Below are 24473 nucleotides of genomic sequence, written 5' to 3'. Positions count from 1 at the left end.
ATGGTCCCCTCGTTTCGCGCCCCGCTCTGGAGGGAGAGCACTATGCCATCATTCGACGTGGTCTCGGAAGTGGACCTGCACCAGTTGACCAACGCCGTGGACCAGGCCGGGCGCATCGTCGCCAACCGCTTCGACTTCAAGGGCGTGGACGCCAGCTTCGAGCGCGAGGAGCGCACGGTGGTGCTCACCGCCGAGGCGGACTTCCAGGTCACGCAGATGGAGGACATGCTGCGCAGCGCGCTGATCAAGTGCGACATCGACCCCAAGGCCATGGACTGCGCCGAGCCGGTCACCTCCGGCAAGCAGGTGAAGGAGACGGTGACCCTCAAGCACGGGCTGGACAGCGCCCAGTGCAAGTCCATCGTCAAGAAGATCAAGGACGCGAAGATGAAGGTGCAGGCGCAGATCCAGGGCGAGCAGGTGCGGGTCACCGGCAAGAAGCGCGACGACCTGCAGCAGGTGATCGCCCTGCTGCGCGACGAGGATTTCGGCGCGCCGCTGCAGTTCAATAACTTCCGCGACTGATCAAGCGTCCTAGTGACGTAAGCTCCGCAATCAGCGGGGGCTCATGGCGCTCTCGTAAAAACGGCAATTTTTCGGGCGGATTTTCCGTCGCGTGCCACAGGTATTCGATGTAACGACAGAGGCATCGGTGACGCTGCAGGTGGAGGCGTTCTTCCTCGCTGGCGGCGCGCCCCAGGTAGACGGTCAGGAAATCAGCTTCTTCGCCCGGGGCGATCTTTTGCCCGAGCACGCAGCCGGCCAGGTCGAACCAGCGGTCGCCCATGGCGGCGTACTCCCAATCGAGCGCGTACAGGCGCCCACTACTGCGAAGTAGGTTGGCGGGCAGCAGGTCGTTGTGACACAGCACGGGCTCGCTTGTCTCGACAAAATGTCTCCACATGCTGAGCTGCAACGACCTGTAGGTGTTTGGGTGTAGGTCAAAACGGCGGATCAGCCGTTCATAGTGGTCCACCTGTTCGCGCAAGTTAAGGCGATGGGCATGGGCCGGCAGGGCATGCACCTGGCGCAATAGCTGCGCGAGATCTTCCAGGGTCACCCGCTGGTCCGGATCGGCCGCCAGGTAGTCGCAGACCAGCACCCCAAGCTGCGGATTGAAGTAGCGCGGCGTGGGGGCGATACCCGCGGCTGCGGCGCATTGCAGGGTCTGCCACTCGGCGTGGCGGTCCAGGCAGTGCCGCGCCGGGTCCACGCCGTCCAGACGCACCACGAACCGGTGCTGCCCCTCGCGGACCAGGTAGCTGCGATTGCTGAGCCCGCCAGACAGGGCGTGGACCAGTTCTGGGGCGCGTGTCAGGGCCGGTTCACATTGCCAGTGCCGCCACTGCGCGAGGGCCAGATGCAGCTGTGCCGGCCCTGGCACGGCCTCCCCCCCGCTCACTGGGCGATATCGAGCTCGCCGGGAATGAACTTGCACACCAGCACCTGCTTGCCGAAGCGCTCGTGGCTCTCGCGCAGGGCGGCACTCACCGCGCCCGTCACGGCGTCCCAGTCACCGCACAGCTGGGTGCTCATGGCGTTGGTGCGCACCAGCAGGCCCTCGCGCCCGGCCAGGTCGGCGATGAATGCCTTGATCACTTCTATATAGGCCTCGTTGAGCGGATAGAGGCTGAGCTCTGCGGTCAGTTTCACTGTCGCATCTCCCTTGGACGGGTGGGGGGATAGGCCCGAAAAGGCTACGGTCGGGCAATTGCTAATGTTTGCATCGGGATTATAGGAGGCATAAAATTTCCAGCCAACAGCTGTTCGCGCGGGTCGTCCCGCCCGGACCGTGAAAAGTGAGATCGGCCATGGGAAACGATAACCGCCACAATGGATTGCGGCAGGAAGAGATCGAGGGAGCTCCACCGGTCGTTACCGGCGCGGAGTTCCACCAGCAGCGTCTCACCGAGACCGTTACGGTCAACCGTCATCTCTACCAGCAAACCCGCCAGTTAGAGCAACTCCTGCTGCAGCAGGGTGAGTTGCTGGGCCTGTTCGAAACCCTCCTGGTCAGCCTGCCACGCCACTTCGGCTTTCGCGTCGCCGAGCTCTGGCTGCACGACCCGGAAGACGCCCTGGACGAGATCATCGTCGGCGGCGAGCGCTACGGCAGCTACCTGCAACTGCACCGCGACGGCTTCGACATGCAGGAACTCTATCCGGTCGACCCGGTATTCCAGTGCATCGACGCCACCGACAGCCGCATGTTTGAGATCCTCAAGAGCGAGCGCGGCATCGACCAGGCCCTGTTGCTGCCGCTGATGCACAAGACCCACCTGTTCGGCAGCCTGCACATCGGTATGCAGGAGAACGCCCTGCCCACCGGCGAGGAAGAGAGCACGCTGCTTGAGCACCTTGCGGCGATGGTCTCCCTGGCCCTGGTGCAGGGCATCGAGCGCCAGCAGATGCAGCACCTGGCCATGCTGGACCCGCTCACCCGCATCGGCAACCTGCGCAGCTTCCTGCACGAGATGATCCGCGAGGTCTCCCGCGCGCGCCGCGAGGATGGCCCGTTCACCGTGCTCATGCTCGAGGTGGACGAGTACGACGAACTGCACGAGTCCTATGGCGAGGTGCGCGGGCACTTCGTACTGAAGAAAGTGGCCGAGCGCATCTCCTCGCGGTTGCGCGCCACCGATACCCTGGCGCGGTTGTCGCGCTCGCGCTTTGCCGTGCTGCTGCCCGGGGCCAACGAATCCCTGGGCGAGGACATCGCCGAGCGCATGCGCGTCGATATCGAGGATTTCGCCATCGACGATGGCCACGGCGCGGTACTGCAGGTGACCCTCAGCATCGGCCTCGCCACCTGGGAGCCCCAGCAGTTCCCCGCGGTCGACATGGCCCAACTCGCCCGGCAGATGGAGTCCGTCAGCACCCGCGCGCTGGCTGACGCCAGTGCCCAGGGCGGCAACTGCACGGCGGTCTCGCGGCTGGCGACGCTGCTGGTGTAATCCCCGCCGCAGTATGGCAGCGGCACCGCTTGTCTGAACCCACCCACGCATGTCCGTGAACCCGTGCATGCCTGACCCAACCTAGAGGTACGATCTTGGAAAAAGAACTGGAGAGATTGTTTGAGAACAACCGCGTCTGGGCGCGCACGGTGAAAACCGACGACCCGGAATTCTTCGAGAAACTCGCGGCGCAGCAAAGTCCCAACTATCTCTGGATCGGCTGCTCTGACAGCCGCGTCCCCGCCAACCAGATTATCGGCCTGATGCCGGGCGAGGTGTTCGTCCACCGCAACGTGGCCAACGTGGTGGTCCACACCGATTTCAACTGTCTCACCGTCCTTCACTACGCGGTGGAAGTGCTCAAGGTGCAGCACGTGTTTGTCGTCGGCCACTACGGCTGCGGCGGCGTGCAGGCCGCCTACGAGAACTTCGACACCGGCCTGGCGGACAACTGGCTGCGCAACATCAAGGACATCCAGTTCCGCAACAGCGAGGAGCTGGAGGCCATCGAGAACAAGGACGACCGCCTGGCGCGCCTGTGCGAACTCAATGTCATCGCCCAGGTCTCCAACGTCTGCCACACCACCATCGCGCAGAACGCCTGGGCGCGCGGCCAGGAGCTGACCGTGCACGGCTGGGTGTACAGCCTGCGCGACGGCCTGCTGCGCGACATGAAGTGCTCGGTGTGGGGGCCGGACCAGATCCCCGCAGCCTACCGCGTGGTGGATTCCTAGGGCACTCCAGGGCCTGGCACTTTGACACCCGAACGCATCGCCCGGCTGCGCGAGGTCATCGACCGGCGCCAGCCGGACCTCACTGTGGTCACCGACTTCGTCAACAAACAGCGCAACCTCTCCGCGGTGGTACGCTGCTGCGACGCCGCGGGGGTGCTGCGCATGCACGCGGTGATCGGCGACGAGGAGTACCGCGCCTTTCGCGGCACCGCCATGGGTTCCCACAGCTGGGTCGAGGTCTGCCGCCACCGCGAAGTGGATAGCGCCCTCGGGCCGCTGGCCGAGCAGGGCTACCAGCTGGTCGCCGCCCACCTCGACGACGCGGCGGTGGACTACCGCGAGATCGACTACACCCGGCCCACCGCCCTGGTGCTTGGCGCCGAGCGCCGCGGGGTCAGCCCACAGGCGCTGGCGGCGGTGGACAGCCCGGTGCGCATCCCCATGGTCGGCATGGTCGCCTCGCTGAATGTCTCGGTGGCGGCGGGGGTGATCCTGGCCGAGGCCCAGCGCCAGCGCCAGGATGCCGGCATGTACGACCAGCCGCGCCTGGATGCCGCCAGCCGCGAGCGGCTGTTCTTCGAGTGGGGCCACCCCAAGGTGCGCGATTTCTGCCGCGAGCGCGGCCTGGCCTACCCGCCGCTGGACGCCGCGGGCGAGATCGACGACCCTTCCGGCTGGTATGCCAGTGTGCGAGCGGGGGAGGCCCCCGCGGAGGGAGACGAGTATGACTAACCTGTTGCTTATCCTGGTGCTGATCTTCGGCGGCGTGGCCTTCATCGCCTGGGCCCTGGAGCGTTTTGGCGGCGAACCCGACCCGGCCCAGGTACAGCGCCTGGGACGCTGGATCATGCCGCTGCTGGTGATCACCGCCGTGATCGGCGCGCTGCAGTATTTTCTGGGTGGATGAGGGCCGGATTGCCCCGTTTCGACGCCCCCGGCGGCGCGGTTTTATCTTTTACCTTCCGCCCCTATAATCGGGGCACCTGAATCTCCCGGCCCGGATCGGTCTGCGGCCCTCATATGCGACAGCGAGTAACCTTTGCCAGCCCAGTGGCTCAGTAATTCCAGTGACATCGGCGCCCGTGTCGGCGACCGTCTGCAGGCGTCAGCCCACTACCTGTCACAACCCCCGCGTCTGCGGCGCCTGCGCCAGCTGCTGCTGGCGTTGCTGTGCCTGTGGCTGGTGCTGTCCCTGGCGCGCCTGTTCTGGGCCTTTTTCCCGGTGCCGGAACCCGAGGCGGAGCCGCCGGTGGCGATCATCAACCCGGCCACTCGCGCCGCTGCGGGCGGCGAGCGCAGTTCGGTGGATATCGAGGCCCTGCGCGCCCAGCACCTGTTCGGCGAGGCCGCGGCGGCGGAAGCGGTGGTGGTGCCGGAGCCGGAAGTACCGGTGGCCAGTGATCGCGAGGGTATCGAGGAGGGCGCCCGCGAGACCCGCCTGCAGCTCACCCTGCGCGGCATTGTCGCCGCCAGCGAGGACGGTCTGGGCCACGCCATTATCGAACACCGCAACCAGCAGGAAGTCTACGCGGTGGAGGACAAACTCCCGGTGGGCAACAACGTGACCCTGGCCAAGGTAATGCCGCGGCAGGTGGTGCTGGACAACAACGGCACCTATGAACTGCTCACCCTGTTCGAGGAGACCGACCTCGACAAGCAGGCCGAACAGGCCGCGCGCGCTCCGGCCCAGCGGCTGCGGCCGCGCCTGCCCGACCAGTCAGCCAGCGTGGTCGACAAGCGCGCGGAGGCCAGCACCACGGAGCTGGCCCGCGGCTACCGCGACCAGCTGTACGAAAACCCGCAGTCCCTGGCCCAGGTGGTGCGGGTAAGTGCGGTACGTGAAGACGGCAGGCTGGTGGGCTATCGCATCGCCCCGGGGCAGGATGCGGCGCAGTTCGAGAGCCTGGGCTTCAAGCCCGGCGACGTGGTGACCAGCGTCAACGGCATCACCCTGGATGACCCGGCCGGCGCCATGCGCCTGTACCAGACCATGCGCACCGCCAGCGAGGCGGTGTTTGAACTCCAGCGCGGCGGCGAGCTCATATCCGTCAATGTCAGCCTGGGGGCGAGCGGCGGCTGAGCAGCCGGCGCACCAGAAAATGTATAGAGGACGTGACCAAGTGAAGAATTTCGGGCGGCAATGTCGGGCCGCAACCGCCGCAGTACTGCTCGCCCTGGCACTGCCCGTGATGCCTGCCAGTGCCCAGGACTACACGGTCAACCTGAAGGAAACGGACATCCAGGAGTTGATCAAGTTCGTCGCCGAGGTGACCGGCACTACCATCGTCGTCGACCCGGCGGTCAAGGGCAAGGTCAAGGTCATCTCCAGCAAGCCGGTGTCCAGGGACGAACTCTACGAGCTGTTCCTGTCCATCCTCGAGGTACACGGCTACACCGCGGTGCGCTCCGGCGGCGTGGTGCGGGTAATCCAGAACAAGGACGCGCGCTCCGCGCCGGTCTCGGTGGCCGACAACCGCGCCCGCGCCAGCGACGAGTACGTCACCCAGGTCATCCGCCTGGACAACATTTCCGCGGCCAAGCTGATCCCGGTGCTGCGCCCGCTGGTGCCGCAGCAGGCGCACATGGCCGCCTACGCGCCGAGCAACGCGATCATCATCTCCGACATTTCCGCCAACATTACCCGCATCCAGGAAATCATCGAGCGCATGGACCGCACCGCGGTGCAGGACACCGACATCCTGCGCCTGAAGTACGCGGTGGCCGAGGACGTGGTCGACATGCTGGAGAAGCTCAACAAGTCCGAGGCGCAGCAGGGCGGCGGCGCCGAGCACGAAGTGCTGCTGGTGCCGGACACGCGGACCAACAGCATCCTGGTCACCGGCGATGAAATCCAGCGCGCGCGCATGCGCAACCTGGTCACCCACCTGGATACGCCGTTGGAGCAAAGCGGCAACGTCAAGGTGATCTACCTGGAGTATGCCAAGGCCACGGAAATCGCCGAGGTCCTGACCCGGGTAATGCAGAACATCGATCGCCTCGACCAGGGCGAGGGCAAGGCCCAGCGCGCCTCCGGCAAGTCCGCCACCATCGAGGCGGACGAGGGCACCAACGCCCTGATCATTACCGCGGATACCGACGAGATGGCGGCCCTGGAGGCGGTCATCCACCGCCTCGACATCCGCCGCGCCCAGGTGCTGGTGGAGGCGATCATCGTCGAGATGACCGTCACCGACGGCCAGGACCTCGGCCTGCAGTGGCTGTTCGCCAACAGCAGCAGCGGCTTCTACGGCAGCAACATCAACAACCTGGACCAGGCCGCGGCACTGGGCGGGGCGCTCAATCCGGACGAGATCGACGCCGGCTCGGACGCGGAGTTCGACCTCCCGGCCCTGGTCGGCGCGCTGGCCGGCACCCCGGGCCTGTCCCTGGGCTGGGGCCAGGTGGATGACGAACTGACCATGACGGTCATCCTCAATGCCCTGCGCCAGCAGCAGAACGCCAACATCCTGTCCACGCCCAGCCTGCTCACCCTGGACAACCAGGAGGCCTATATCACTGTCGGCCAGGAAGTGCCGTTCATCACCGGCTCCTACACCAGCACCGGCTCCAACGATGGTTCCTCAAATCCGTTCCAGACCATCGAGCGCGAGAACGTGGGTATCACCCTGTCGGTCACCCCCCACATCAACGAGGGCGACTCGGTGGTGCTGGATATCGAGCAGGAGGTCTCCAACGTGCTGGTCGGCGGCCAGCAGGCGGCCTCCGCGGCGGACCTGATCACCTCCGAGCGCAAGATCCAGACCAAGGTGCTGGCCTCGGACGGCAATGTGGTGGTGCTCGGCGGCCTGATCGAGAGTGACGTGCAGGACAGCCAGCAGAAAGTGCCGCTGCTCGGCGATATCCCGCTGCTCGGCCGCCTGTTCCGCAACGACAGCGTGAGCGTGGAGAAGACCAATCTGCTGATCTTCATCCGCCCGACCATTATCCGCGACGACGCCGCGTTGGCCGGCGCCACCGCCCTCAAGTACCGCTTCATTCGCGACCGCCAGCTCGAGGAGGCCGAGCGTGGCCTGCCGTTCCTCGACGACAAGAACCTGCCCCTGCTGCCCGAGTGGCAGGACGACATTCGCGAGCTCGAGGCGATCAAGGCCGAGCAGGATGCGGCCACCTACCCCGTGGATGACACCCCGTGAACGTCGAGGAGCTGGAGCTGCCGGACGAGGTACTGGAGGCCCCCCGGGTCGCCGGTCGCCGCGGCCTGCCCTTTACCTTCGCCCAGCAGCGCGGCGTGCTGCTGGTAGAGGGCGAGGAGGGCCCCGAGGTCCTGCACTGCAAGCCGCCGTCCATTGGTGTGCTCACCGAACTGCGCCGCTACCTGGGGGAGGCGTTCACCCTGCACCCGGTGAGCGAGGTGGAGTTCCAGCGCCGGCTTACCAAGGCCTACCAGCGCGACAACAACGAAGCGGTGCAGATGGCCGAGGACATCAGCGCCGATGTCGACCTGTCGCGCCTGGCCGACGAGATTCCCGAGGTCGGCGACCTCATGGACGCCGAGGACGACGCGCCGATCATCCGCCTGATCAACGCCATCCTCTCCCAGGCGGTGCGCGAGCAGGCCTCGGATATTCACATCGAGACCTTCGAGGACCGCCTTTCGGTGCGCTACCGCGTCGACGGCGTGCTCGCCGAGGTGCTCTCGCCCAAGCGCGCCCTGGCGCCGCTGCTGGTGTCGCGCCTGAAGGTCATGGCCAAGCTGGATATCGCGGAAAAACGCGTACCCCAGGACGGCCGTATCTCGGTGAAGATCGCCGGCCACGCGGTGGATATTCGCATGTCGACCATCCCCTCGGCCCACGGCGAGCGCGTGGTGTTGCGCCTGCTGGACACCGCCGCGGGTCAGCTGCAACTGGTGCAGTTGAACATGAACGAACAGGTGCAGGACGCCTACAAGCGCCACCTGCACAGCCCGCACGGCATCATCCTGGTCACTGGCCCTACCGGCTCCGGTAAGACCACCACCCTGTACGCGGGCCTCACCGAGATCAACGAGACCTCGCGCAATATCCTCACCATCGAGGACCCGGTGGAATACATGCTGCCCGGCATCGGCCAGACCCAGGTCAACGCCAAGGTCGACATGACCTTCGCCCGCGGCCTGCGCGCCATCCTGCGCCAGGACCCGGACGTGGTGATGGTGGGGGAGATCCGCGACCTGGAGACGGCGGAGATCGCGGTACAGGCCTCGCTCACCGGCCACCTGGTGCTCTCCACCCTGCACACCAACACCGCCATCGGCGCCATCACCCGTCTCAAGGACATGGGCATCGAGCCGTTCCTGATCTCCTCCAGCCTGCTGGCGGTGATGAGCCAGCGCCTGGTGCGCCTGCTGTGCAAGGACTGCCGCGAGGCCGCGCCGGCCAGCCAGGCGGAGCGCGACCTGCTCTACCCGGACGGACTCGAGGGGCCGCTGGAACTGTACCACCCGCGCGGCTGCGAGAATTGCCACTACTCCGGCTACCGCGGGCGGACCGGTATCTACGAGCTGATCGAGGTCGATGAGACCATGCGCAGCCTGATCTACGAGAGCGCCAGCGAACAGTCCATGGTGGCCCACGCGCGCAAGCTCTATCCCTCCATCCAGGCCGACGGGCGCCGCCGCATTCTCGCCGGGGAAACCAGCCTCGCCGAGGTCATGCGGGTGACCTCCATCGCCTGATCCCGGGGTGTCACCGTGACCGCCTATCGCTACCGCGCACTTAACGCCCAGGGCAAGCTGGTCAAGGGCTTCCTCGAGGGCGATTCCGAACGCCAGGTGCGCGGCCAGCTGCGCGCCAAGAGCCTGCGCCCGGTGGAGGTCGAGCAGGCCAACCGCGCGCCGGCCAAGGGCGGCGGCGCCAGTCTCGGCGGCCTCGGCGGGCAGCTCTTTCGGCCGCGTATCTCGACCGGCGACCTGGCCATGGTCACCCGCCAGCTGGCCACTTTGGTGTCCTCCAACCTGCCGCTGGACGAGGCCCTGCAGGCCGCCGCCCAGCAGACCCGCTCCAGCCGCATCAAGGCCATCCTGCTGCAGGTGCGCTCGCGGGTGGCCGAGGGTTACACCCTGGCCTACGCGATGGGCGAATTCCCGCAGGTGTTCAACGAGATGTACCGCGCCATGGTCAATGCCGGCGAGCACGCCGGCTACCTCGGCCCGGTGCTGGAGCAGCTGGCGGACTACACTGAACAACGCCAGTACACCGGGCAGAAGCTGAAGATGGCGATGATCTACCCCTTCGTGCTGGTGGGCGTGGCCATCGCCGTGGTGGTGGCCCTGATGGTGTTCGTGGTGCCACAGCTGATCGGCGTGTTCGCCAATTCGCAAAAGGAGTTGCCGCTGCTCACCCAGGTGCTGGTGGCGAGCAGCGATTTCTTCCGCGACTACGGCCTGTGGGTGCTGGTCGCATTGGTCGCGCTGGTGTTCGGTGTGCGCAAGTTGCTGGCCAACCCCAAGCGCCGGCGCAAGTGGCACCGGCTGCTGCTGCGCATGCCGGGCATCTCGCGTCTGCTGATCGCCCTGGACACCGCGCGCTTCGCCTCGACCCTGAGTATCCTCATGGCCAGCGGGGTGCCCCTGCTGGAGTCCCTGCGCATCGCCGGCCAGGTGCTGACCAACCTGGTCCTGCGCGAGGACAGCAAGGCAGTGGCGGAACTGGTGCAGGAGGGCAGTAGTCTGAACCGTGCCCTGCAGCAGAGCGGCCGTTTCCCGCCGATGATGGTGCACATGGTGGCCAGCGGCGAGGCCAGCGGCGATCTCGAGAGCATGCTGGAGCGTTCGGCGACCAACCAGGAGCGCGAACTGGAGATGACCCTGGGCACCATGATGAGCCTGTTCGAGCCCTTGATGGTCATCGTCATGGGCTGCATGGTATTGCTCATCGTGCTGGCCATCATGCTGCCGATTTTCGATTTGAACACAATGGTGAAATAAGGTTATGAAACGACACGCAAATGGTGGTTTTTCCCTGGTGGAAATCCTCGTGGTGCTGGTGATCATGGGATTGCTGATCAGCATCGTGGCGCCCACCGTGCTCAACCGCGCTGACGAGGCGCGCATCCAGAAGGCGCAGGCGGACTTCAAGGCGATCGAGACCGCGCTGAAAATCTACCGCCTCGACAACTACGTCTACCCGACCACCGAACAGGGCCTGGAGGCGCTGGTCGAACCCAGCTCGCTGGACCCGGAGCCGCGCAACTTCAAGCAGGGCGGCTACCTGCCCGAGCTGCCGGTCGACCCCTGGGGCCGTCCCTACCTGTACCTGAACCCCGGCGAGCACGGCGAGATCGACATCTACACCCTGGGTGCCGACGGCCTGTCCGGCGGCGAGGGCCAGAACGGCGATATCGGCAACTGGAAAAACACGGACGAATAATCGTGGACGTGGGCTGGCAGCGCGGCTTCAGCCTGCTGGAAATGCTGGTGGCCCTGCTGGTCATCGTACTGGCGACCTCCCTGGTCTCGCTCAATATCAGTTCCGGCAACGAGGAAAAACGCCTGGAAATGCAGGTGCGCGAGATCGCCGAGAGCGCCAGCTACGCCCTCGACGAGGCGCAGTTTACCGGCATGGATTACGGCCTGTTACTGCGCCTGGACCTGGTGCGCGGCGAACCGCATTACACCTGGGAGTGGCGCGAGCGCGGGCCCACCGACTGGCGTGAACCGCAAAGCGGCAAGGGCGTGTTCGACAGCGGCGACCTGGTGCCACAGGTGGAACTGCAGCTGGAACTCGAGGAGGTGATCCAGCCCCAGGACGTGTTCAGCGAGAATCTCGAGAATCCCCCGCCCCAACTCATCTTCTACGCCAGCGGTGAGACGCCCCCCGGCGCCCTGGAGTTTCGCGACGAGCGCGACGGCGCGCTGCTGTGGCGTATCGAGTGGGACCTGCTCGGCGACTTCCGCGTGCTGTTTCGCGGCGAGGAAGACCCGGAGTACGAGCAGTGAAGCTGGTATCCCGCGCGCGCGGCTTCACCCTGATCGAGGTCATGGTCGCCCTGGCGGTGGTGGCGCTGGCGCTGCCCGCGCTGCTGTTCGCCCTGTCGCAGCAGGTCGACGGTACCGCCTACCTGCGCGAGAAATCCATGGCCCACGCGGTGGCGGTGAACAAGCTCGCCGAGCTGCGCCTGCTGTCCTTCACCCAGCGCGACGTCATCAAGGGCCGCGACAGCGGGGTATCGCGGATGGGCGAGCGCGACTGGTACTGGTGGGTGGAGAGCACCCTCACCGAGGTGCCGCTGTTCTACCGCGTGGAAATCGAGGTGACCGATCGCGAGGAGGCCGCGGCCAAGCCCCTGTACACCCTGGTCGCCTTCCTGCCCGCGGACCTCACCGTCGATGAGGAGGAGGTGCCCGGTGAGCCTTAGCCACCGGCAGCGCGGTTTCACCCTGATCGAGGTGCTCATCGCCATGGCCATTACCGCCGTGGTGGCCGCCATCGCCTACCGTATCTTCGCCACTGTGCTGGTCGGCGCCGAGCGCACCGAGGCGAGCATGGAGCGCGTGTACGAGGTCAACCGCGCCTGGATGTTCATCTCCCGCGACCTCGAGCAGTTCGTGGGGCGGCCGGTGCGCGACGAATTCGGCGAGGACGAGCCGGCCATGATCGGCGGTCCGGCGGCGCGCTTCACCCTGGCCTTCACCCGCTCCGGCTGGTTCGACCCGATGGGCAACCCGCGGCCGGAGTTGCAGCGGGTCAACTACCGGGTCGAGGATGGCGCGTTGTGGCGCGACAGTTTCCCGGTACTCGACCGCGGCGGCAATACCGAGCCCTACGAGACGCGCCTGCTGGAGGAGGTCGACGACCTGCAGGTGCTGTTCCTGCCGCCGACCACGGCGGTGCGCACCGTGGGCAGCAGCTCGGAACTGGACACCCGGCAGTGGCAGGACAGCTGGGTCGCGGACACCAGCCAGCCCGGTTCCCTGCTCGAGCCGCCGCTGGCGGTGGAAGTGCGCCTGCTGCTGCGCGACTGGGGCGAAATGAGGCGGATTTATGTCCTGCCGCCGATCTAGCCCGATGCGCGCCCAGCGCGGGGCGGCGCTGATCCTGGCGCTGCTCATCTTCGCCATTTCCGCGGCCCTGATCGTGGCCATGCGCGCCGAGTTCGAGCGCGTCTACGAGCGCGCCAGCATCATCTTCCGCACCGAGCAGGGCCTGGCCTACCTGCGCGGCGCCGAGGGCCTGGCGACACTGGCCCTGCTCACCGACTACGACCAGGACAAGACGGCGGAGGGCGAGCGCCAGGACACCCTGCAGGACGTGTGGGCGCGCCCGGCCCAGCCCTACCCGCTGGACGAGGGCTGGATGGAGGGCGAACTGGAAGACCTGCAGGGCCGCTTCAACCTCAACCTGCTGGCGCAGGATGCGCCGGAGCCGGAGGAGGGCAACGAGGCGCGCTTCACCCCGGCCCAGGCCCAGTTCATCCGCCTGCTGCAGGCGGCGGCGGAGCCGGAGATCAACGAGATCCAGGCGGCGGCGATAGCCCAGGCCATCGGCGACTGGGTGGACGACGATGGCGAGACCCGACCGGACGGCGCCGAGGGCGATTACTACGCCGGCCAGACCCCCGCCTACCGCGCGCCCAACCGGCCCATGCTCGACGTCAGCGAACTGCGCGCGGTGCGCGGCATGACCCCCGAGCTGTACGACGCCATCGCCCCCTGGGTGACCGTGTGGCCGTTGGAAGACGCGGCGCTGAACATCCACACCGCGCCGCTCACCGTGCTGCGCTCACTGGGCTCCCCGGACAGCCTGGTACCGCTGAGCGAGGCCGATGCGCTGGAACTGATCGCCTTTCGCTGCACCAACCCCTATGCCGGTATCGAGGATTGGCTGGACCAGCCGGTGCTGGCGCCATTCAAGGAAAAACTGAACCAACCCAACGGCGGCCTCGACCTCCTCGGCGAGACCTCGGACTACTTCCTGCTGCGGGCGCGCGCGGAAGTTGCCGGCAGGATCACACGCTTGTACAGTGTGCTGCATCGTGAAAACCGCCAGGTCAGCGTGCTCAGTCGCACCGCGGACGCCCGCGCGTTTCCCCAGGAACTGGAGAGAGAAAACCCTTGCGAGAGGTAGCAGTCATCCGCCGTATCGGCGACCGCCTGGCATGGTATCCGCCGGGGGCCGCCGACGGACCGCACTGGCTCGATAACGACGATGAACGCGCCGCCCTGTCGGCGGTCATCGCCCAGCGCCAGCTGACCCCCATCTTCGCGGTACCCGGCGAGGACACGCGCCTGCTGCGCCTGCCGGTGGCCGCCGAGGAGCGTCGGCACCTGGAGAAATCCCTGCCCTACATGCTGGAGGAGGAGATCGCCGAGGATGTCGGTGCACTCCACTTCGCCCGCGTGGCCCTGGATAAAGATGAATTCGCCGTGGCGGTCTGCGCCCGCGAACTGATGGACGACTACCGCGCCCTGCTCGATCCCTTCCCGCCGGTCAACCAGTGGCTGCCGGAGCCGCTGCTGCTGCCCTGGCAGCCCGGCGAGTGGTGCCTGGTGCTGGAGGGCGAGCGCGCCATCGTGCGCCACGGGCGCTGCGAGGGGTTCGCGGTGGAGCGCGACCTGCTGCCCGCCATGTTGCAGGCCCTGGCTGGCACTGGCGACGGCCCCGAGGCAGTGATCGTCTACGGTGAGCAACAGGACGCCGACCTGGCACTGCTGCCCGCTGAACTCGCCGGGCGCGCCCAGTGGCGCCGCGGCGATTTCTACGCCGCCATGCTGGTGGCGGAGAATCCCGAGCCCGCACTCAACCTGCGCCAGGGCAGCTTTGCCCTGCGCCTGCCCCTGGACCGCTGGTGGCGGCTGTGGCGGGCCGCGGCGATCCTGTTCGGCGTTGCCGTGGGCGTACACCTGCTGGCCAGCTGGGCCGACCTGCACCAGCTCGAGGAGCAGAACCTCGCCCTGCGCGGCGCGCTGGAGAAGAGTTACCGCCAGGTCATTCCGCGCGGCATGGTGCCGCGGCCGGAACAGCAGTTGCAGCGCCAGCTCGACGAGCTCAGCGGCGGGGGCGGCGGCAGTAATTTCGTCGGCCTGCTGGCGCGTGTCGGCAGCGTGGTCCAGGCCAACCCGGGCAGCAGCCTGGTGAGCATCAACTACAACGACAAGGCCGCGGAAATGCGCCTGAATATCCTGGCCAAGGATTATGCGGCGGTGGAGCGCATCCGCGCCGGTTTCGCCGATGGCGGCCTGCAGGCGGTGCTGGAGAACAGCAGCGCCTCGGGCGACCAGGTACGCGCCAGGCTGCGCGTGGGAGGCCGCTCGTGAAGGAGTGGTTTACCGGTCTCAACCAGCGCGAGCAGCTCAGCCTGCTGGTGCTGGGTATCGCGCTCGCGCTGTACGTGGTATTCCGCATGCTGCTGGCGCCGCTGGATACCGCCCGCGACAATATGGCGGCGCAGAATCGCGGTGTTTCCGAGTCGCTGCAGCGCGTGGACGTGATGGTTTCGCAAATCCAGCAACTGCAGAAAGGCGGCGCGGCCGCCGGTGCGCGGCGCAATCTCACCAGCCTGGTGAACAGCTCCACCGCGCAGCACAACCTGCAGGTGGCGCGCCTGCAGCCCAACAGCCGCGGCGAGATCCAGGTGCGCCTGGAAAGCGCTGCCTTCGATGACATGGTCGCCTGGCTGTACCAGATGGAGCACCGCGAGGGGCTGGTGGTACACGAGGCGTCCGTCACCCAGGCCGGCAGCGCCGGCCGGGTCAACGTTACCGTCAGACTGGGCCCCGCGGGCTGATGCTGCCGCGCTGGCTGATCGCCCTGATACTGGGGCTGCTCCTGCTGGTGGCGCTGGTGGCCACTGCCCCGGCCCGCCTGCTGCCGCTGGTGCTGCCCGCGCAGCAGGTACAGCTGGAGGGGCTTTCGGGCACACTGTGGCGCGGCGCCGCCAGCCGCGCGACCCTGCTCACCGCCGCCGGCGGGCTGCAACTGGGGCGCACCGAGTGGCGCCTGCGGCCGTTGTCGCTGCTGTTGCTGTCGCCAGCGGTGGAGTTCTCCTCCAACTGGGGGGCGCAGACCCTCGCCGGCATCGTGCGCACATCCGTCTCGGGCAATATCGACCTGCGCGACCTCGACGCCCGCGTCGACGCCGCGCTGCTCAGTCACTTCGTGCCGGTGCGCCTGGGCGGCGACGTCTCGCTGCAGTTCGCCAGGCTGCGGGTCGAGGGCGGTCTGCCGAGCGCCGCCGAGGGCCGCCTGGTGTGGCAGGGCGGCAGCTGGAATGCGCCGCAGGGGCCACGGGCCCTGGGCAGCTACGCCATGGACGTCACCACCGGGGACGACGGCACCATCCGCGGGGAGGTGATCACCCTCTCCGGCGAGGTCGAGGCAACGGGTAGCGTGAGCTTCGCCCAGCGCGCCTATGGCGTCGACGTGGGGCTGCGCGGCGCGGGCCTCGACGACCCGCAGCTGCGCCGTGCGCTGCAGCTGATGGCGGCGCCGCAGGACGACGGCTTCCGCCTGCAACTGCAGGGCAGCCTCTAGCGTCACGCCGGGCGGGCGCCGCCGTATTCCGTTAAAATACCGTTACTGCCGTTATCCTGGATACCGACCATGACTGATATCGCCGGGCGCCTGGACGCCGTGCGCGCCCTGATGCGCGAGCGCGACTACGACGCCTTCATCGTTCCCCTGGCCGACGAGTACCTCGGCGAATACCTGCCCGAACACAACGAGCGCCTGCGCTGGATTTCCGGGTTTACCGGCTCCGCGGGCATGGTCGTCGTGCTCGCCGACAGCGCCGCGATTTTTGTCGATGGGCGCTACACCGTGCAGGTGCGCAATGAGGTGCCAACCCCGCTGTACGAGCTGCATCACCTGATCGAGGAGCCGCCAGCCACCTGGCTGGCCCAGCGCCTGTCCGCCGGTGGCCGCGCCGCCTGCGACCCGCGCATGCACACCCTGAGCTGGTACCGGGCCACCGCGCGCACCCTGGAGGCTGCGGGCCACGCGCTGGTGGCGGACAGCGACAACCTGGTCGACCACTGCTGGACCGACCGCCCGGCCGAGCACGTCGCCCCGGCACTGCTGCTGGCGCAGCGCTACACCGGCCTGGATTCGCAGGACAAGCGCCAGCAGATCGCCGAGCGCATCGCCGCGGAGGGCGGCGACGCTGCGCTGATCTTCGCCTCGGACTCGGTCAGCTGGCTGCTCAACGTGCGCGGCACGGACATTCCCTGCCTGCCCATCCTGCTCAGCTTCGCCGTGCTGCGCGCGGACGCCAGTGTGACGGTGTTCGTCGATCCGCGCCGCATTCCGCCGGGCTTCGACGCCCACGTCGGCCCGGGCGTGACGCTGTACCCGGAGTCCGCCGCCGAGGATTTCCTGATGGGCTTCGGCGGCCAGCGCGTGCTCGCCGACCCGGACAACGCCAACGCCTGGACCCAGCTCGCCCTGGCCGCGGGCGGCGCACAGCTGGTCGAGCGCCAGGACCCGGTGCTGCTGCCCAAGGCGTGCAAGAACCTGGTGGAAGTGCAGGGCGCCCGCGACGCCCACCTGCGCGACGCGGTGGCGGAAATCCGTTTCCTCGCCTGGCTCGACGCCGAGGTGGCCGCCGGCCGCCTGCACGACGAGGCGCAACTGGCCGACACCCTCGGCGAGATGCGCGCGGCCAACGACGAGTACCACGGCCCGTCGTTTTCCACCATCTCCGCGGCGGCTGGCAACGCCGCCATGTGCCACTACAACCACGAGAACGCGGCGGCCCCCGGGCGCCTGCAGATGAACTCGGTGTACCTCGTCGACAGCGGCGGCCAGTACTCTGACGGCACTACCGACATCACCCGCACCGTGGCCATCGGCGACCCGGGCGCCGAGGTGCGCCGCATGTTCACCCTGGTGCTCAAGGGGCATATCGCCCTGGATCGCGCTCGCTTCCCCGCGGGCACCACCGGCACCCACCTCGACGCCCTGGCGCGCCAGTACCTGTGGCGCTACGGCTACGACTTCGACCACGGTACCGGTCACGGTGTCGGCGCCTTCCTCAGCGTGCACGAGGGGCCGCAGCGCATCGCCAAGGCCTACAACCCGGCAGCCCTGCGCCCGGGCATGATCGTCAGCAACGAGCCGGGCTATTACCGCGCCGGCAGCTTCGGCATCCGCTGCGAGAATCTGGTGGTGGTGCGCGAGTGCGAGGCCGAGGGCGAGACCCCGGTGTACGGCTTCGAGGCGCTCACCCTGGTGCCCTTCGATCGCCGCCTGGTAGACGTCGAGCTGCTCGACGACGCCGAACGCGCCTGGATCGACGACTACCACCAGCGCGTGGCCGAACGCGTCGGGCCGCTGCTGGAGGGCGCCGAGCGCAGCTGGCTGGAACAGGCCACGGCGCCGCTGTAGACTGCCAGCGGCGCGGCAAGCGCGCGGGGCACCACACAGAACAACAGGGCAGCACACCACAACACAACAACAGCGGGGGAATCAGTATGGCGACGGCCGGCAGTGGCGAACATTTTTCGTCGCGTTTCGCGTTCATCATGGCTTCGGTCGGCTTCGCCGTCGGCCTCGGCAATATCTGGCGGTTTCCCTACGTCACCGGCGAAAACGGCGGTGCGGCCTTTGTCCTCGTCTACCTCGCCTGCGCCTTCTGCATCGGCCTGCCCATCCTTATCGCCGAGTTGATGATTGGCCGCCGCGGCCAGGGCAGTCCCCCCCGCGCGGTGGCTGCTGTGGCCCGGGAGAGCGGTGCCGGCAAGGGCTGGGGCATGATCGGCGGGATGGGTGTGCTGGCGGCCTACACCATCGAGATCGTCTACTCGGTGGTCGTGGGCTGGGTGCTGTGGTACCTGTACAAGGCGATCACCACGGGCTTCGTCGGTGTCGACGCGGCCGCCGCCGAGATGGTGTTCAGCGGCGTGCTGCAGGACAACCTGGGCATGTTGTTCTGGAACCTGGTCGGGCTGGCCCTGACCGGCCTGATCATCTACGCCGGCGTGCAGGCGGGCATCGAACGCGCGGTGAGCGTGATGATGCCCCTGATGTTCCTGCTGCTGCTGGGCCTGGCGGTCTACAACTTTTTCGCCGGCGGCTTCGAGCGCGCCGCGCAGTGGCTGTTCACCCCGGACTTCAGCAAGCTGGGCTGGCAGAGCGTGCTCGCCGCCATCGGCCAGGCATTCTTTTCCCTGAGTGTCGCCATGGGCGGCATGATGACCTATGGCTCCTACCTGCCGAAGGAAATTTCCATCGCCCGCTCGGCCATCGTTATCGTCTGCGCCGACACTGTGGTGGCGCTGCTCGCCGGCCTGGTGATCTTCCCCGCGGTGTTCAACTACGGCCTGGACCCCGCCGCGGGTGCCGGCCTGATCTTCCAGACCCTGCCGGTGGCCTTTGCGCAGATGCCCGGCGGCTACCTGTTCAGCGTGGTGTTCTTCGTCATCCTGGCGGTGGCCGGCATCACCTCCATGGTCGGCCTGATCGAGTCGGTGAATGCCTGGGTGGAGGAGCGCTTCGGCATCGCCCGGCACAAGAGCGTGGTGCTGGTGATCGGCTCCATCGCCGTGCTCAGCATCATCAGCCAGCTGTCCTACAACACGTTCAGCGAGTTCTCCCTGGGCGGGCGCAACTTCAACGCGCTGCTGGAGGACTTCTGCAACCTGGTGCTGCTGCCCCTGGGCGGCGTGCTCATCGCCCTGTTCGTCGGTTGGGTGATGAAGCCGGCCTTCAGTCGCGACGAACTCTCCGGCCTGGGCTCCGGCGGCCACACTGCCTGGTACACGGCTGTGCGCTACCTGGTACCGCCGGCGCTGCTGCTGATTTTCGTGATGGGGCTGGCCGCCTGAGCCGGCCGCCCGGCGTGGGTTAGAGCACGGGCGAGAACAGGCGCGCGGTCGCCATACCCAGGGTGAACCACATCGGGCGGTTGGCGAAATCCGCCGGCCCGACCCGGTGGGAGCGCGCAAAGTCCGTTTCCAGCATGTCCGCTACCTGCGCGGCGAAGTCGGCGTCCTCCACCAGCAGGGTAATCTCGAAGTTGAGGCGGAAGGAGCGGTTGTCGAAGTTTGCCGTGCCCACGCCCGCCAGGCTGTCGTCCATCAACAGAACTTTCTGGTGCATGAAGCCGCCCTGGTAGCGGTAGATGCCGACGCCGGCGGGAATCAGCTGGCGGGTGAAAGACCAGTTGGCCAGGCCCACCACCGGGCCGTCCGGTTCATCGGGAATCAGCACGCGCACGTCCACGCCGTTGAGGGCGGCCAGTTGCAGGGCTGCCACGATGCTGCTGTCCGGCACGAAGTAGGGGCTGGCGATCCAGATGCGCTTGCGCGCCGCGACGATGGTCTGCAGGAACATCAGCGCGGTTTCCTCGTATTCGCTGGCCGGGTCCGAGGGGAATACCAGCACTTCGCTGGACCCCGGGGCCGCGCCGTTGAAATCCCAGTCGATCGCCAGGTGGCCGTTGCTCGCCCACAGCCAGTCGGTGGCGAAGGCCAGTTCGGCGCCCATCACCGCGGGACCGTGCACGTGCACGTGGGTATCGCGCCAGTGGCCGATGTCCGGGTTGCGGCCGAGGTATTCGTCGCCCACGTTGTGGCCGCCCACCCAGGCCTCGCGGCCGTCGATCACCACCACCTTGCGGTGGTTGCGGAAGTTCAGCTGGAAGCGGTTGCGGTAGCCCTGGGTGGTGTTGAAGGGTGCCACGTGCACGCCGCTCATGCGCAGCTGGCGCAGCAGCCGCGAGCGGTGGAAGGGGCGGCTGCCGATCTCGTCGTAGAGCAGGTAGACCTGTAGCCCGTCGCGCGCCTTGTCGGCGAGCACGCGTCCCAGTTCCCGGCCCAGGGCATCATCGCGAATGATATAGAACTGGAACAGGATGTAGCGCTGCGCCCGCTGCAGGCCCTCCAGCAGGCTGGCGAAAGTCGCCTCGCCGTCGATCAATAGTTCCACCCGGTTGCCGGTGGTGGCGGGCATGCGTGCCAGGTTGAACAGGCTGGTGTACAGCGGGGTGCTCTCGCCCGGGCCGACCAGGTGGCCGCGGATGCTGCCGCTGGCGCGCTCGAGCAGGGCCAGCGACTCGCTCTCGATCTGGTCGCGCTTTTCCATGTAGCCGTCGAAGCGATTGCGCCCGAACACCAGGTACAGGGGCAGGGCGAGGATCGGGATGGTGACCAGGGACAGCACCCAGGCGATGGCGCCCTGGGAGGTGCGCGACTTGAGGATCGCCTCGAGTGCCGCGACCACCGACGCGGCGTAGAGCAGCAGGAGGCCGAGGGCGATCAGTTCCGCCAGCAGGGTGTTGTCCATGCTACTCCAGCAGGCGCTCCCGCAGCCGCGCCTGTTTCGCCGCGTCCAGGCCCAGGGCCTGCTGCAGGTAGTTGTCGAAGCTGCCGTAGCGCTCGTCGATGGCGGCGAAGCTGGCGCGCAGCCAGTGCTCTTCCACGCCGAGCAGGGTCTTCACCTTGTCCGCTGCCTCGTCGCCGCGGGTCATGCGCAACAGGCTGAGCGTGGCGCTGCGCGCCTCGATGGCCTGGTCGCCGCTGGCCATGTAGTCGCGGTAGATGACATCTTCGGGCACACCCAGCAGGCGCAGCAGGACGGCGCTGGAGAAGCCGGTGCGGTCCTTGCCGGCGGTGCAGTGCCACAGTACCGGGCGTCCGTCCGCCTCCAGCAGCAGGTCGAAGAAGCTGGCGAACTCCGGGCTGAACACGGTGGCGAAATCGCGGTAGGCGTCGGTCATCAGTGCGTCGGGGTCTAGCGCGCTGAAGTCGCCGGTCTCCGAGGCCTCGCGAAACTTCTCGTCCAGTGCATTGTTGCCCTCGTCGAGGATGGGAATCTCGACCACCTTGAACGCGGGCTCCGGCGGCAGCTGGTCCGGGGCCTCTTCCTTTTCCGGCGCCGAGCGGAAGTCGACCAGGGCGTAGAGGTCGAGCCGGGCCAGCCCCTGCTGGTCGGCGCGGCTGGTCTCGTCCAGGCTGCCGGCGCGGTACAGCACGCCCCAGCGCACATGGCGTCCGTCTGCGGTGGGGTAGCCGCCGAGGTCGCGGAAGTTGCGTACGCCCTCGAAGTTGAGCATGCGGTGCTGCGCGCGTTCCTCGGCGGGCAGTTGTGCGGGAACCTGCAGCGGTGGCGCCGGGATGAACTGCACCAGTGCAATGGCGACGGCGGCGAAGGCGAGGGCGGACCAGTAGAGCGTTTTGCGTGACATGCGGACCATTGGGACCTGTGCGGGGCGATGGCGCGAGGATAGCATCGACCCGCTGCGAGCGCACCGGCACGCGTTCCAGCGCCGTGGGCAATCCCCTATACTCTGCACCGTGAAGGCCCTCGATAAACACTATCTCGCCCTCGATACCTGCCTGGTCGTGGTCGATCGCGACAGCGGCATCGTGCTCGATTATTTCGGCCGCCTGCCGTTTCCCACCGCCGACGGCGTGTGCGGTCGCGACTGGCGCGATGCGCTCGGCGTCGCCCCCGACAGCAGCGCGGTCATCGGCCAGGCGATCTCCGCCGGCGTGGCCACTGCGCTGCCACCGACCATCGTCGGCAGCAACGCGGAGCGCGACTACGTGATGGGCGGCATGCTGGTACCGCAGCCCTGGGGCGACGCCGCTGCCGCCGTGCTCTTCCTGCGCCAGCTGGCGCTGCCCGCCGGCGCCGAGGCGGAGGCCGACATCCAGCCGCAGGATATCGTCGCCGTGCTCGGCGTCGACCGCCTCGAGTTCAGCCCCACCTGGGGAGCGGCGGAGACCGACCGGTTGATGATCGACCTGCGCGGCGGCCTGCAGCAGATCCTGCGCGAACAGGACTGGCTGGGCCTGCCCGAGGGCACCACGATCAGCGTGATCCTGCGCGCCATCGAGCCGGAGGCGGCGCTGGATATCAGCCGCGCGCTGCTCTCCCACCTGCACCAGCGACTGCGCGGTCGCGGCGGCGGTGCCCAGTACGCGCGCGCCTGTATCGGCCTGGCACAGCGGCTGGAGGGACAAACGGCGCTGTCCGCCCTGGTCGCGGCCAACAATGCGCTGCTGCAGGCCCAGGCCGGCGGCGATGAACGCATCCGCTTTGCCAGCCCCTGGGACCCGCAGGGCCAGGCGGCGCGCCTGCTCAATGCCGGCGGCGCGTTTCGCGATTGCGTCTACGACCCCGCGGCGCGCGCCTTCCTGCGCGAGTTGCTGGACCTGGACGCCAGGCGCAGCCCGGATTTCCTCGAACAGGCCCTGCACCTGTTATTGCAGCGCGACGGCCTGCGCGCGGCGGCCATCCTGCAGCGGGACGAGGCCCGGGGCCTGGATGTGGTGTATTGCGCCGAGCGTGTCGACGACGCGATTCGCGCAGTCACCGGACGCCCGCCGCGCTGGTTGCAGCAGGCCCTGCGCCGGATTCCCGCGGAGGCGCCGGAGACCCTGGCCGAGCCGGGCCTGGGCCTGCTGGCGCTGCCGGCCACCGAGGGCAACTGGGGCTACCTGCTGCTGTTTGACAGCGCAGCGGACCAGGCCGGTTTCCGCCCCGGACCAGCGGCGCTGCAGTTCCTCGCCGCGCGCTGTGCCGAACTTGCGGGCCGCCAGGCCGGCAACGGCGCCGCGACCGCCGCGCAGTTGCCGGCGCTTGAGATGGAAAAGGGCATCGAGGGCTACGTGCTGGACAACATGGAGGGCGCCATCGACCAGGCGGTGTTCCTCACGCAGGTGGAGATCCCGGTGGCGATCATCGGCGAGCAGGGCACCGGCAAGATGTACGTCGCGCAGATCGTGCATCAGGAGTCCGGTGGCGCGCCCGACGGGCTGGTAAAGCTCGACTGCCGCAGTTTCCGCAACCGCAGCGAGGCGTGGACGCGCATCAATCGCGAACTGCAGCAGGGTGAAGGCCGCACTCTGGTGTTCAAATCGCCGCAACTGTTGCACGCCGAGGTGCAGGGCCGCCTCGCGCGGCAGCTCGCCACGCGCACCGCCAGCGACGAGCGCGGCGGCACCCGCTACCTGCCGCGCAACCGCTTTATCGCCCTGTTTCCGGTGGACCCGGCGCGCCTGGTCAGCCGCGGCGAACTGGACCCGCGCCTGGCCAGCGTGTTCGCCGGCTACCCGATCCAGGTGCCGCCCCTGCGCGAGCGGCGCCGCGCGGTGTTGCGCTGGGCGCACAAGATCCTGGAGCAGGAGAGCGCGCGCGACGACCGCCGCATGCTCGGCTTTACGCCGGATGCCGAGCAGGCCCTGCGCGAGCACAACTGGCCGGGGAATATCAGCGAGATGCGCGACATCATCCGCAACGCGCTGACGCGCACCGACAAGGACTGGCTGACCCCTGTGGACCTGGGCCTGTACATCGGCATTTCCGAGGATGGCAGCAGCGGCCGCGCGGTGGAGCGCCCCTTCCTCGAGCTGATGCAGGAAAAACCGGAGGCCGCGGCGGAGTACGCGCCCTCGGTGGAGGAAGAGTTGCGCCTGGCCCTGGGGCAGGCCCTCGCCGCCTCGCTAGAGACCGGCCTGCTGCGCCCGCTGGGCGCCTGGCTCGACGACGAGATCATCGAGGCCGCCTGCGAGCGCTTCGGCGAGGACGCCCGCGGCGCGGCGGAGTTCCTGCATACCCGCACGCGCAACATCGGCCGCTGGCTGCCCAAGACGCGCGAGCGCCAGGCCGAGCGCGAGGCCAGCCTGCTGTGGCAGGACAGCGCGCGCCTGGCGCGCCGCTGGATCATGGACAGCGGGCCGCTGCCGCAGTCGCCGCAGCAGGTGGCGGAGGAAATGCTGATGACCCTGGTCCAGCAGTCCTGCGCCGGGGTCAGCGTGAACGATCGCGCGCGCATCATGGGGGTCTCCACCCCGACCTACCAGAAGCGGCTCAAGCAGCTGCAGATAGACGCCTGACGAGGA

Annotated in this window: 24 protein-coding genes; 20 read left to right on the top strand and 4 right to left on the bottom strand. The window is 67.8% G+C overall.

Going from position 1 to position 24473, the window contains the following annotated elements:
- Positions 1–42: 42 nt before the first annotated feature.
- Positions 43–525 (top strand): YajQ family cyclic di-GMP-binding protein, encoded by a 483-nt coding sequence (locus tag E4634_RS07815; protein WP_135442505.1) that lies wholly within the window; start codon positions 43–45, stop codon positions 523–525.
- On the opposite strand, the gene E4634_RS07810 is transcribed toward E4634_RS07815, so the two are convergent.
- The gene (locus tag E4634_RS07810) at positions 506–1384 is read right to left on the bottom strand and encodes a choline/ethanolamine kinase family protein (RefSeq protein ID WP_167854817.1); all 879 of its coding nucleotides are present in this window, start codon (positions 1382–1384) and stop codon (positions 506–508) included. The genes E4634_RS07815 and E4634_RS07810 overlap by 20 nt on opposite strands.
- A 14-nt stretch (positions 1385–1398) precedes the next feature.
- Positions 1399–1653: a YkoF family thiamine/hydroxymethylpyrimidine-binding protein gene (locus E4634_RS07805; RefSeq protein WP_135442501.1), complete on the bottom strand. Its 255-nt coding sequence runs from the start codon at positions 1651–1653 to the stop codon at positions 1399–1401.
- A 158-nt stretch (positions 1654–1811) separates the two neighbouring features.
- On the opposite strand from E4634_RS07805, the gene E4634_RS07800 reads away from it, so the two are divergent.
- From E4634_RS07800 to E4634_RS07715, 18 genes are all read left to right on the top strand, one after another.
- Complete coding sequence (locus E4634_RS07800; RefSeq protein ID WP_135442499.1) at positions 1812–2954, top strand: GGDEF domain-containing protein; 1143 nt, start codon at positions 1812–1814, stop codon at positions 2952–2954.
- Between the two features lie 95 nt (positions 2955–3049).
- Complete coding sequence (gene can / locus E4634_RS07795) at positions 3050–3688, top strand: carbonate dehydratase (RefSeq protein WP_135442497.1); 639 nt, start codon at positions 3050–3052, stop codon at positions 3686–3688.
- A gap of 21 nt (positions 3689–3709) precedes the next feature.
- Positions 3710–4420: a tRNA (guanosine(18)-2'-O)-methyltransferase TrmH gene (trmH, locus tag E4634_RS07790; RefSeq protein ID WP_135442495.1), complete on the top strand. Its 711-nt coding sequence runs from the start codon at positions 3710–3712 to the stop codon at positions 4418–4420.
- Entirely contained in the window at positions 4413–4595 is a 183-nt protein-coding gene (locus E4634_RS07785) for a hypothetical protein (protein ID WP_135442493.1), read from the top strand. The genes trmH and E4634_RS07785 overlap by 8 nt, the downstream gene beginning before the upstream one ends.
- Before the next feature lie 132 nt (positions 4596–4727).
- The gene (gspC, locus tag E4634_RS07780; protein ID WP_240725120.1) at positions 4728–5768 is read left to right on the top strand and encodes a type II secretion system protein GspC; all 1041 of its coding nucleotides are present in this window, start codon (positions 4728–4730) and stop codon (positions 5766–5768) included.
- Between the two features lie 19 nt (positions 5769–5787).
- The gene (gene gspD / locus E4634_RS07775; protein WP_135442491.1) at positions 5788–7842 is read left to right on the top strand and encodes a type II secretion system secretin GspD; all 2055 of its coding nucleotides are present in this window, start codon (positions 5788–5790) and stop codon (positions 7840–7842) included.
- On the top strand, positions 7839–9365 hold the full coding sequence (gspE, locus tag E4634_RS07770) for a type II secretion system ATPase GspE (RefSeq protein WP_135442489.1): 1527 nt from the start codon (positions 7839–7841) through the stop codon (positions 9363–9365). The genes gspD and gspE overlap by 4 nt, the downstream gene beginning before the upstream one ends.
- Positions 9366–9380: 15 nt before the next feature.
- The gene (gspF, locus tag E4634_RS07765) at positions 9381–10616 is read left to right on the top strand and encodes a type II secretion system inner membrane protein GspF (RefSeq protein WP_135442487.1); all 1236 of its coding nucleotides are present in this window, start codon (positions 9381–9383) and stop codon (positions 10614–10616) included.
- Between the two features lie 4 nt (positions 10617–10620).
- A complete protein-coding gene (gene gspG / locus E4634_RS07760; RefSeq protein WP_135442486.1) occupies positions 10621–11058 on the top strand; it encodes a type II secretion system major pseudopilin GspG in 438 nt (145 codons plus the stop codon).
- 2 nt (positions 11059–11060) lie between these two features.
- Complete coding sequence (locus E4634_RS07755) at positions 11061–11627, top strand: GspH/FimT family pseudopilin (protein ID WP_135442484.1); 567 nt, start codon at positions 11061–11063, stop codon at positions 11625–11627.
- Positions 11624–12046: a type II secretion system minor pseudopilin GspI gene (gene gspI / locus E4634_RS07750; RefSeq protein WP_240725118.1), complete on the top strand. Its 423-nt coding sequence runs from the start codon at positions 11624–11626 to the stop codon at positions 12044–12046. The genes E4634_RS07755 and gspI overlap by 4 nt, the downstream gene beginning before the upstream one ends.
- Positions 12036–12692, top strand: a complete 657-nt coding sequence (gspJ, locus tag E4634_RS07745; protein ID WP_240725117.1) for a type II secretion system minor pseudopilin GspJ — start codon at positions 12036–12038, stop codon at positions 12690–12692. Before gspI ends, gspJ begins: the two co-directional genes overlap by 11 nt.
- Positions 12693–12696: 4 nt before the next feature.
- Complete coding sequence (gspK, locus tag E4634_RS07740) at positions 12697–13755, top strand: type II secretion system minor pseudopilin GspK (RefSeq protein ID WP_167854816.1); 1059 nt, start codon at positions 12697–12699, stop codon at positions 13753–13755.
- Positions 13743–14945, top strand: coding sequence for a type II secretion system protein GspL (gene gspL / locus E4634_RS07735; RefSeq protein WP_135442481.1), 1203 nt, complete (start codon positions 13743–13745; stop codon positions 14943–14945). The genes gspK and gspL overlap by 13 nt, the downstream gene beginning before the upstream one ends.
- A complete protein-coding gene (locus E4634_RS07730; RefSeq protein WP_135442479.1) occupies positions 14942–15415 on the top strand; it encodes a type II secretion system protein M in 474 nt (157 codons plus the stop codon). The genes gspL and E4634_RS07730 overlap by 4 nt, the downstream gene beginning before the upstream one ends.
- Entirely contained in the window at positions 15415–16161 is a 747-nt protein-coding gene (gene gspN, locus E4634_RS07725; RefSeq protein ID WP_135442477.1) for a type II secretion system protein N, read from the top strand. Before E4634_RS07730 ends, gspN begins: the two co-directional genes overlap by 1 nt.
- 69 nt (positions 16162–16230) lie before the next feature.
- Positions 16231–18012, top strand: a complete 1782-nt coding sequence (locus tag E4634_RS07720) for an aminopeptidase P family protein (RefSeq protein ID WP_135442475.1) — start codon at positions 16231–16233, stop codon at positions 18010–18012.
- An 86-nt stretch (positions 18013–18098) separates the two neighbouring features.
- Positions 18099–19451 carry a sodium-dependent transporter gene (locus E4634_RS07715; protein ID WP_135442473.1) on the top strand — a complete coding sequence of 451 codons (1353 nt, stop codon included), beginning with the start codon at positions 18099–18101 and terminating at the stop codon, positions 19449–19451.
- A 19-nt stretch (positions 19452–19470) separates the two neighbouring features.
- Here E4634_RS07715 and cls read toward each other — a convergent pair whose 3' ends face one another.
- Together cls and E4634_RS07705 are read right to left on the bottom strand one after the other, a co-directional pair.
- Positions 19471–20910, bottom strand: coding sequence for a cardiolipin synthase (gene cls / locus E4634_RS07710; RefSeq protein WP_135442471.1), 1440 nt, complete (start codon positions 20908–20910; stop codon positions 19471–19473).
- 1 nt (position 20911) lies between these two features.
- Entirely contained in the window at positions 20912–21811 is a 900-nt protein-coding gene (locus tag E4634_RS07705) for a tyrosine-protein phosphatase (RefSeq protein ID WP_167854815.1), read from the bottom strand.
- A 109-nt stretch (positions 21812–21920) separates the two neighbouring features.
- On the opposite strand from E4634_RS07705, the gene E4634_RS21975 reads away from it, so the two are divergent.
- Complete coding sequence (locus tag E4634_RS21975; RefSeq protein WP_167854814.1) at positions 21921–24467, top strand: AAA-type ATPase lid domain-containing protein; 2547 nt, start codon at positions 21921–21923, stop codon at positions 24465–24467.
- Positions 24468–24473: the final 6 nt, after the last annotated feature.

The organism is Mangrovimicrobium sediminis, assembly GCF_004745945.1.
In the GTDB taxonomy this organism is placed as follows: Bacteria; Pseudomonadota; Gammaproteobacteria; order Pseudomonadales; family Halieaceae; genus Mangrovimicrobium; species Mangrovimicrobium sediminis.
This window is presented reverse-complemented; position numbering and strand designations above follow the sequence as displayed.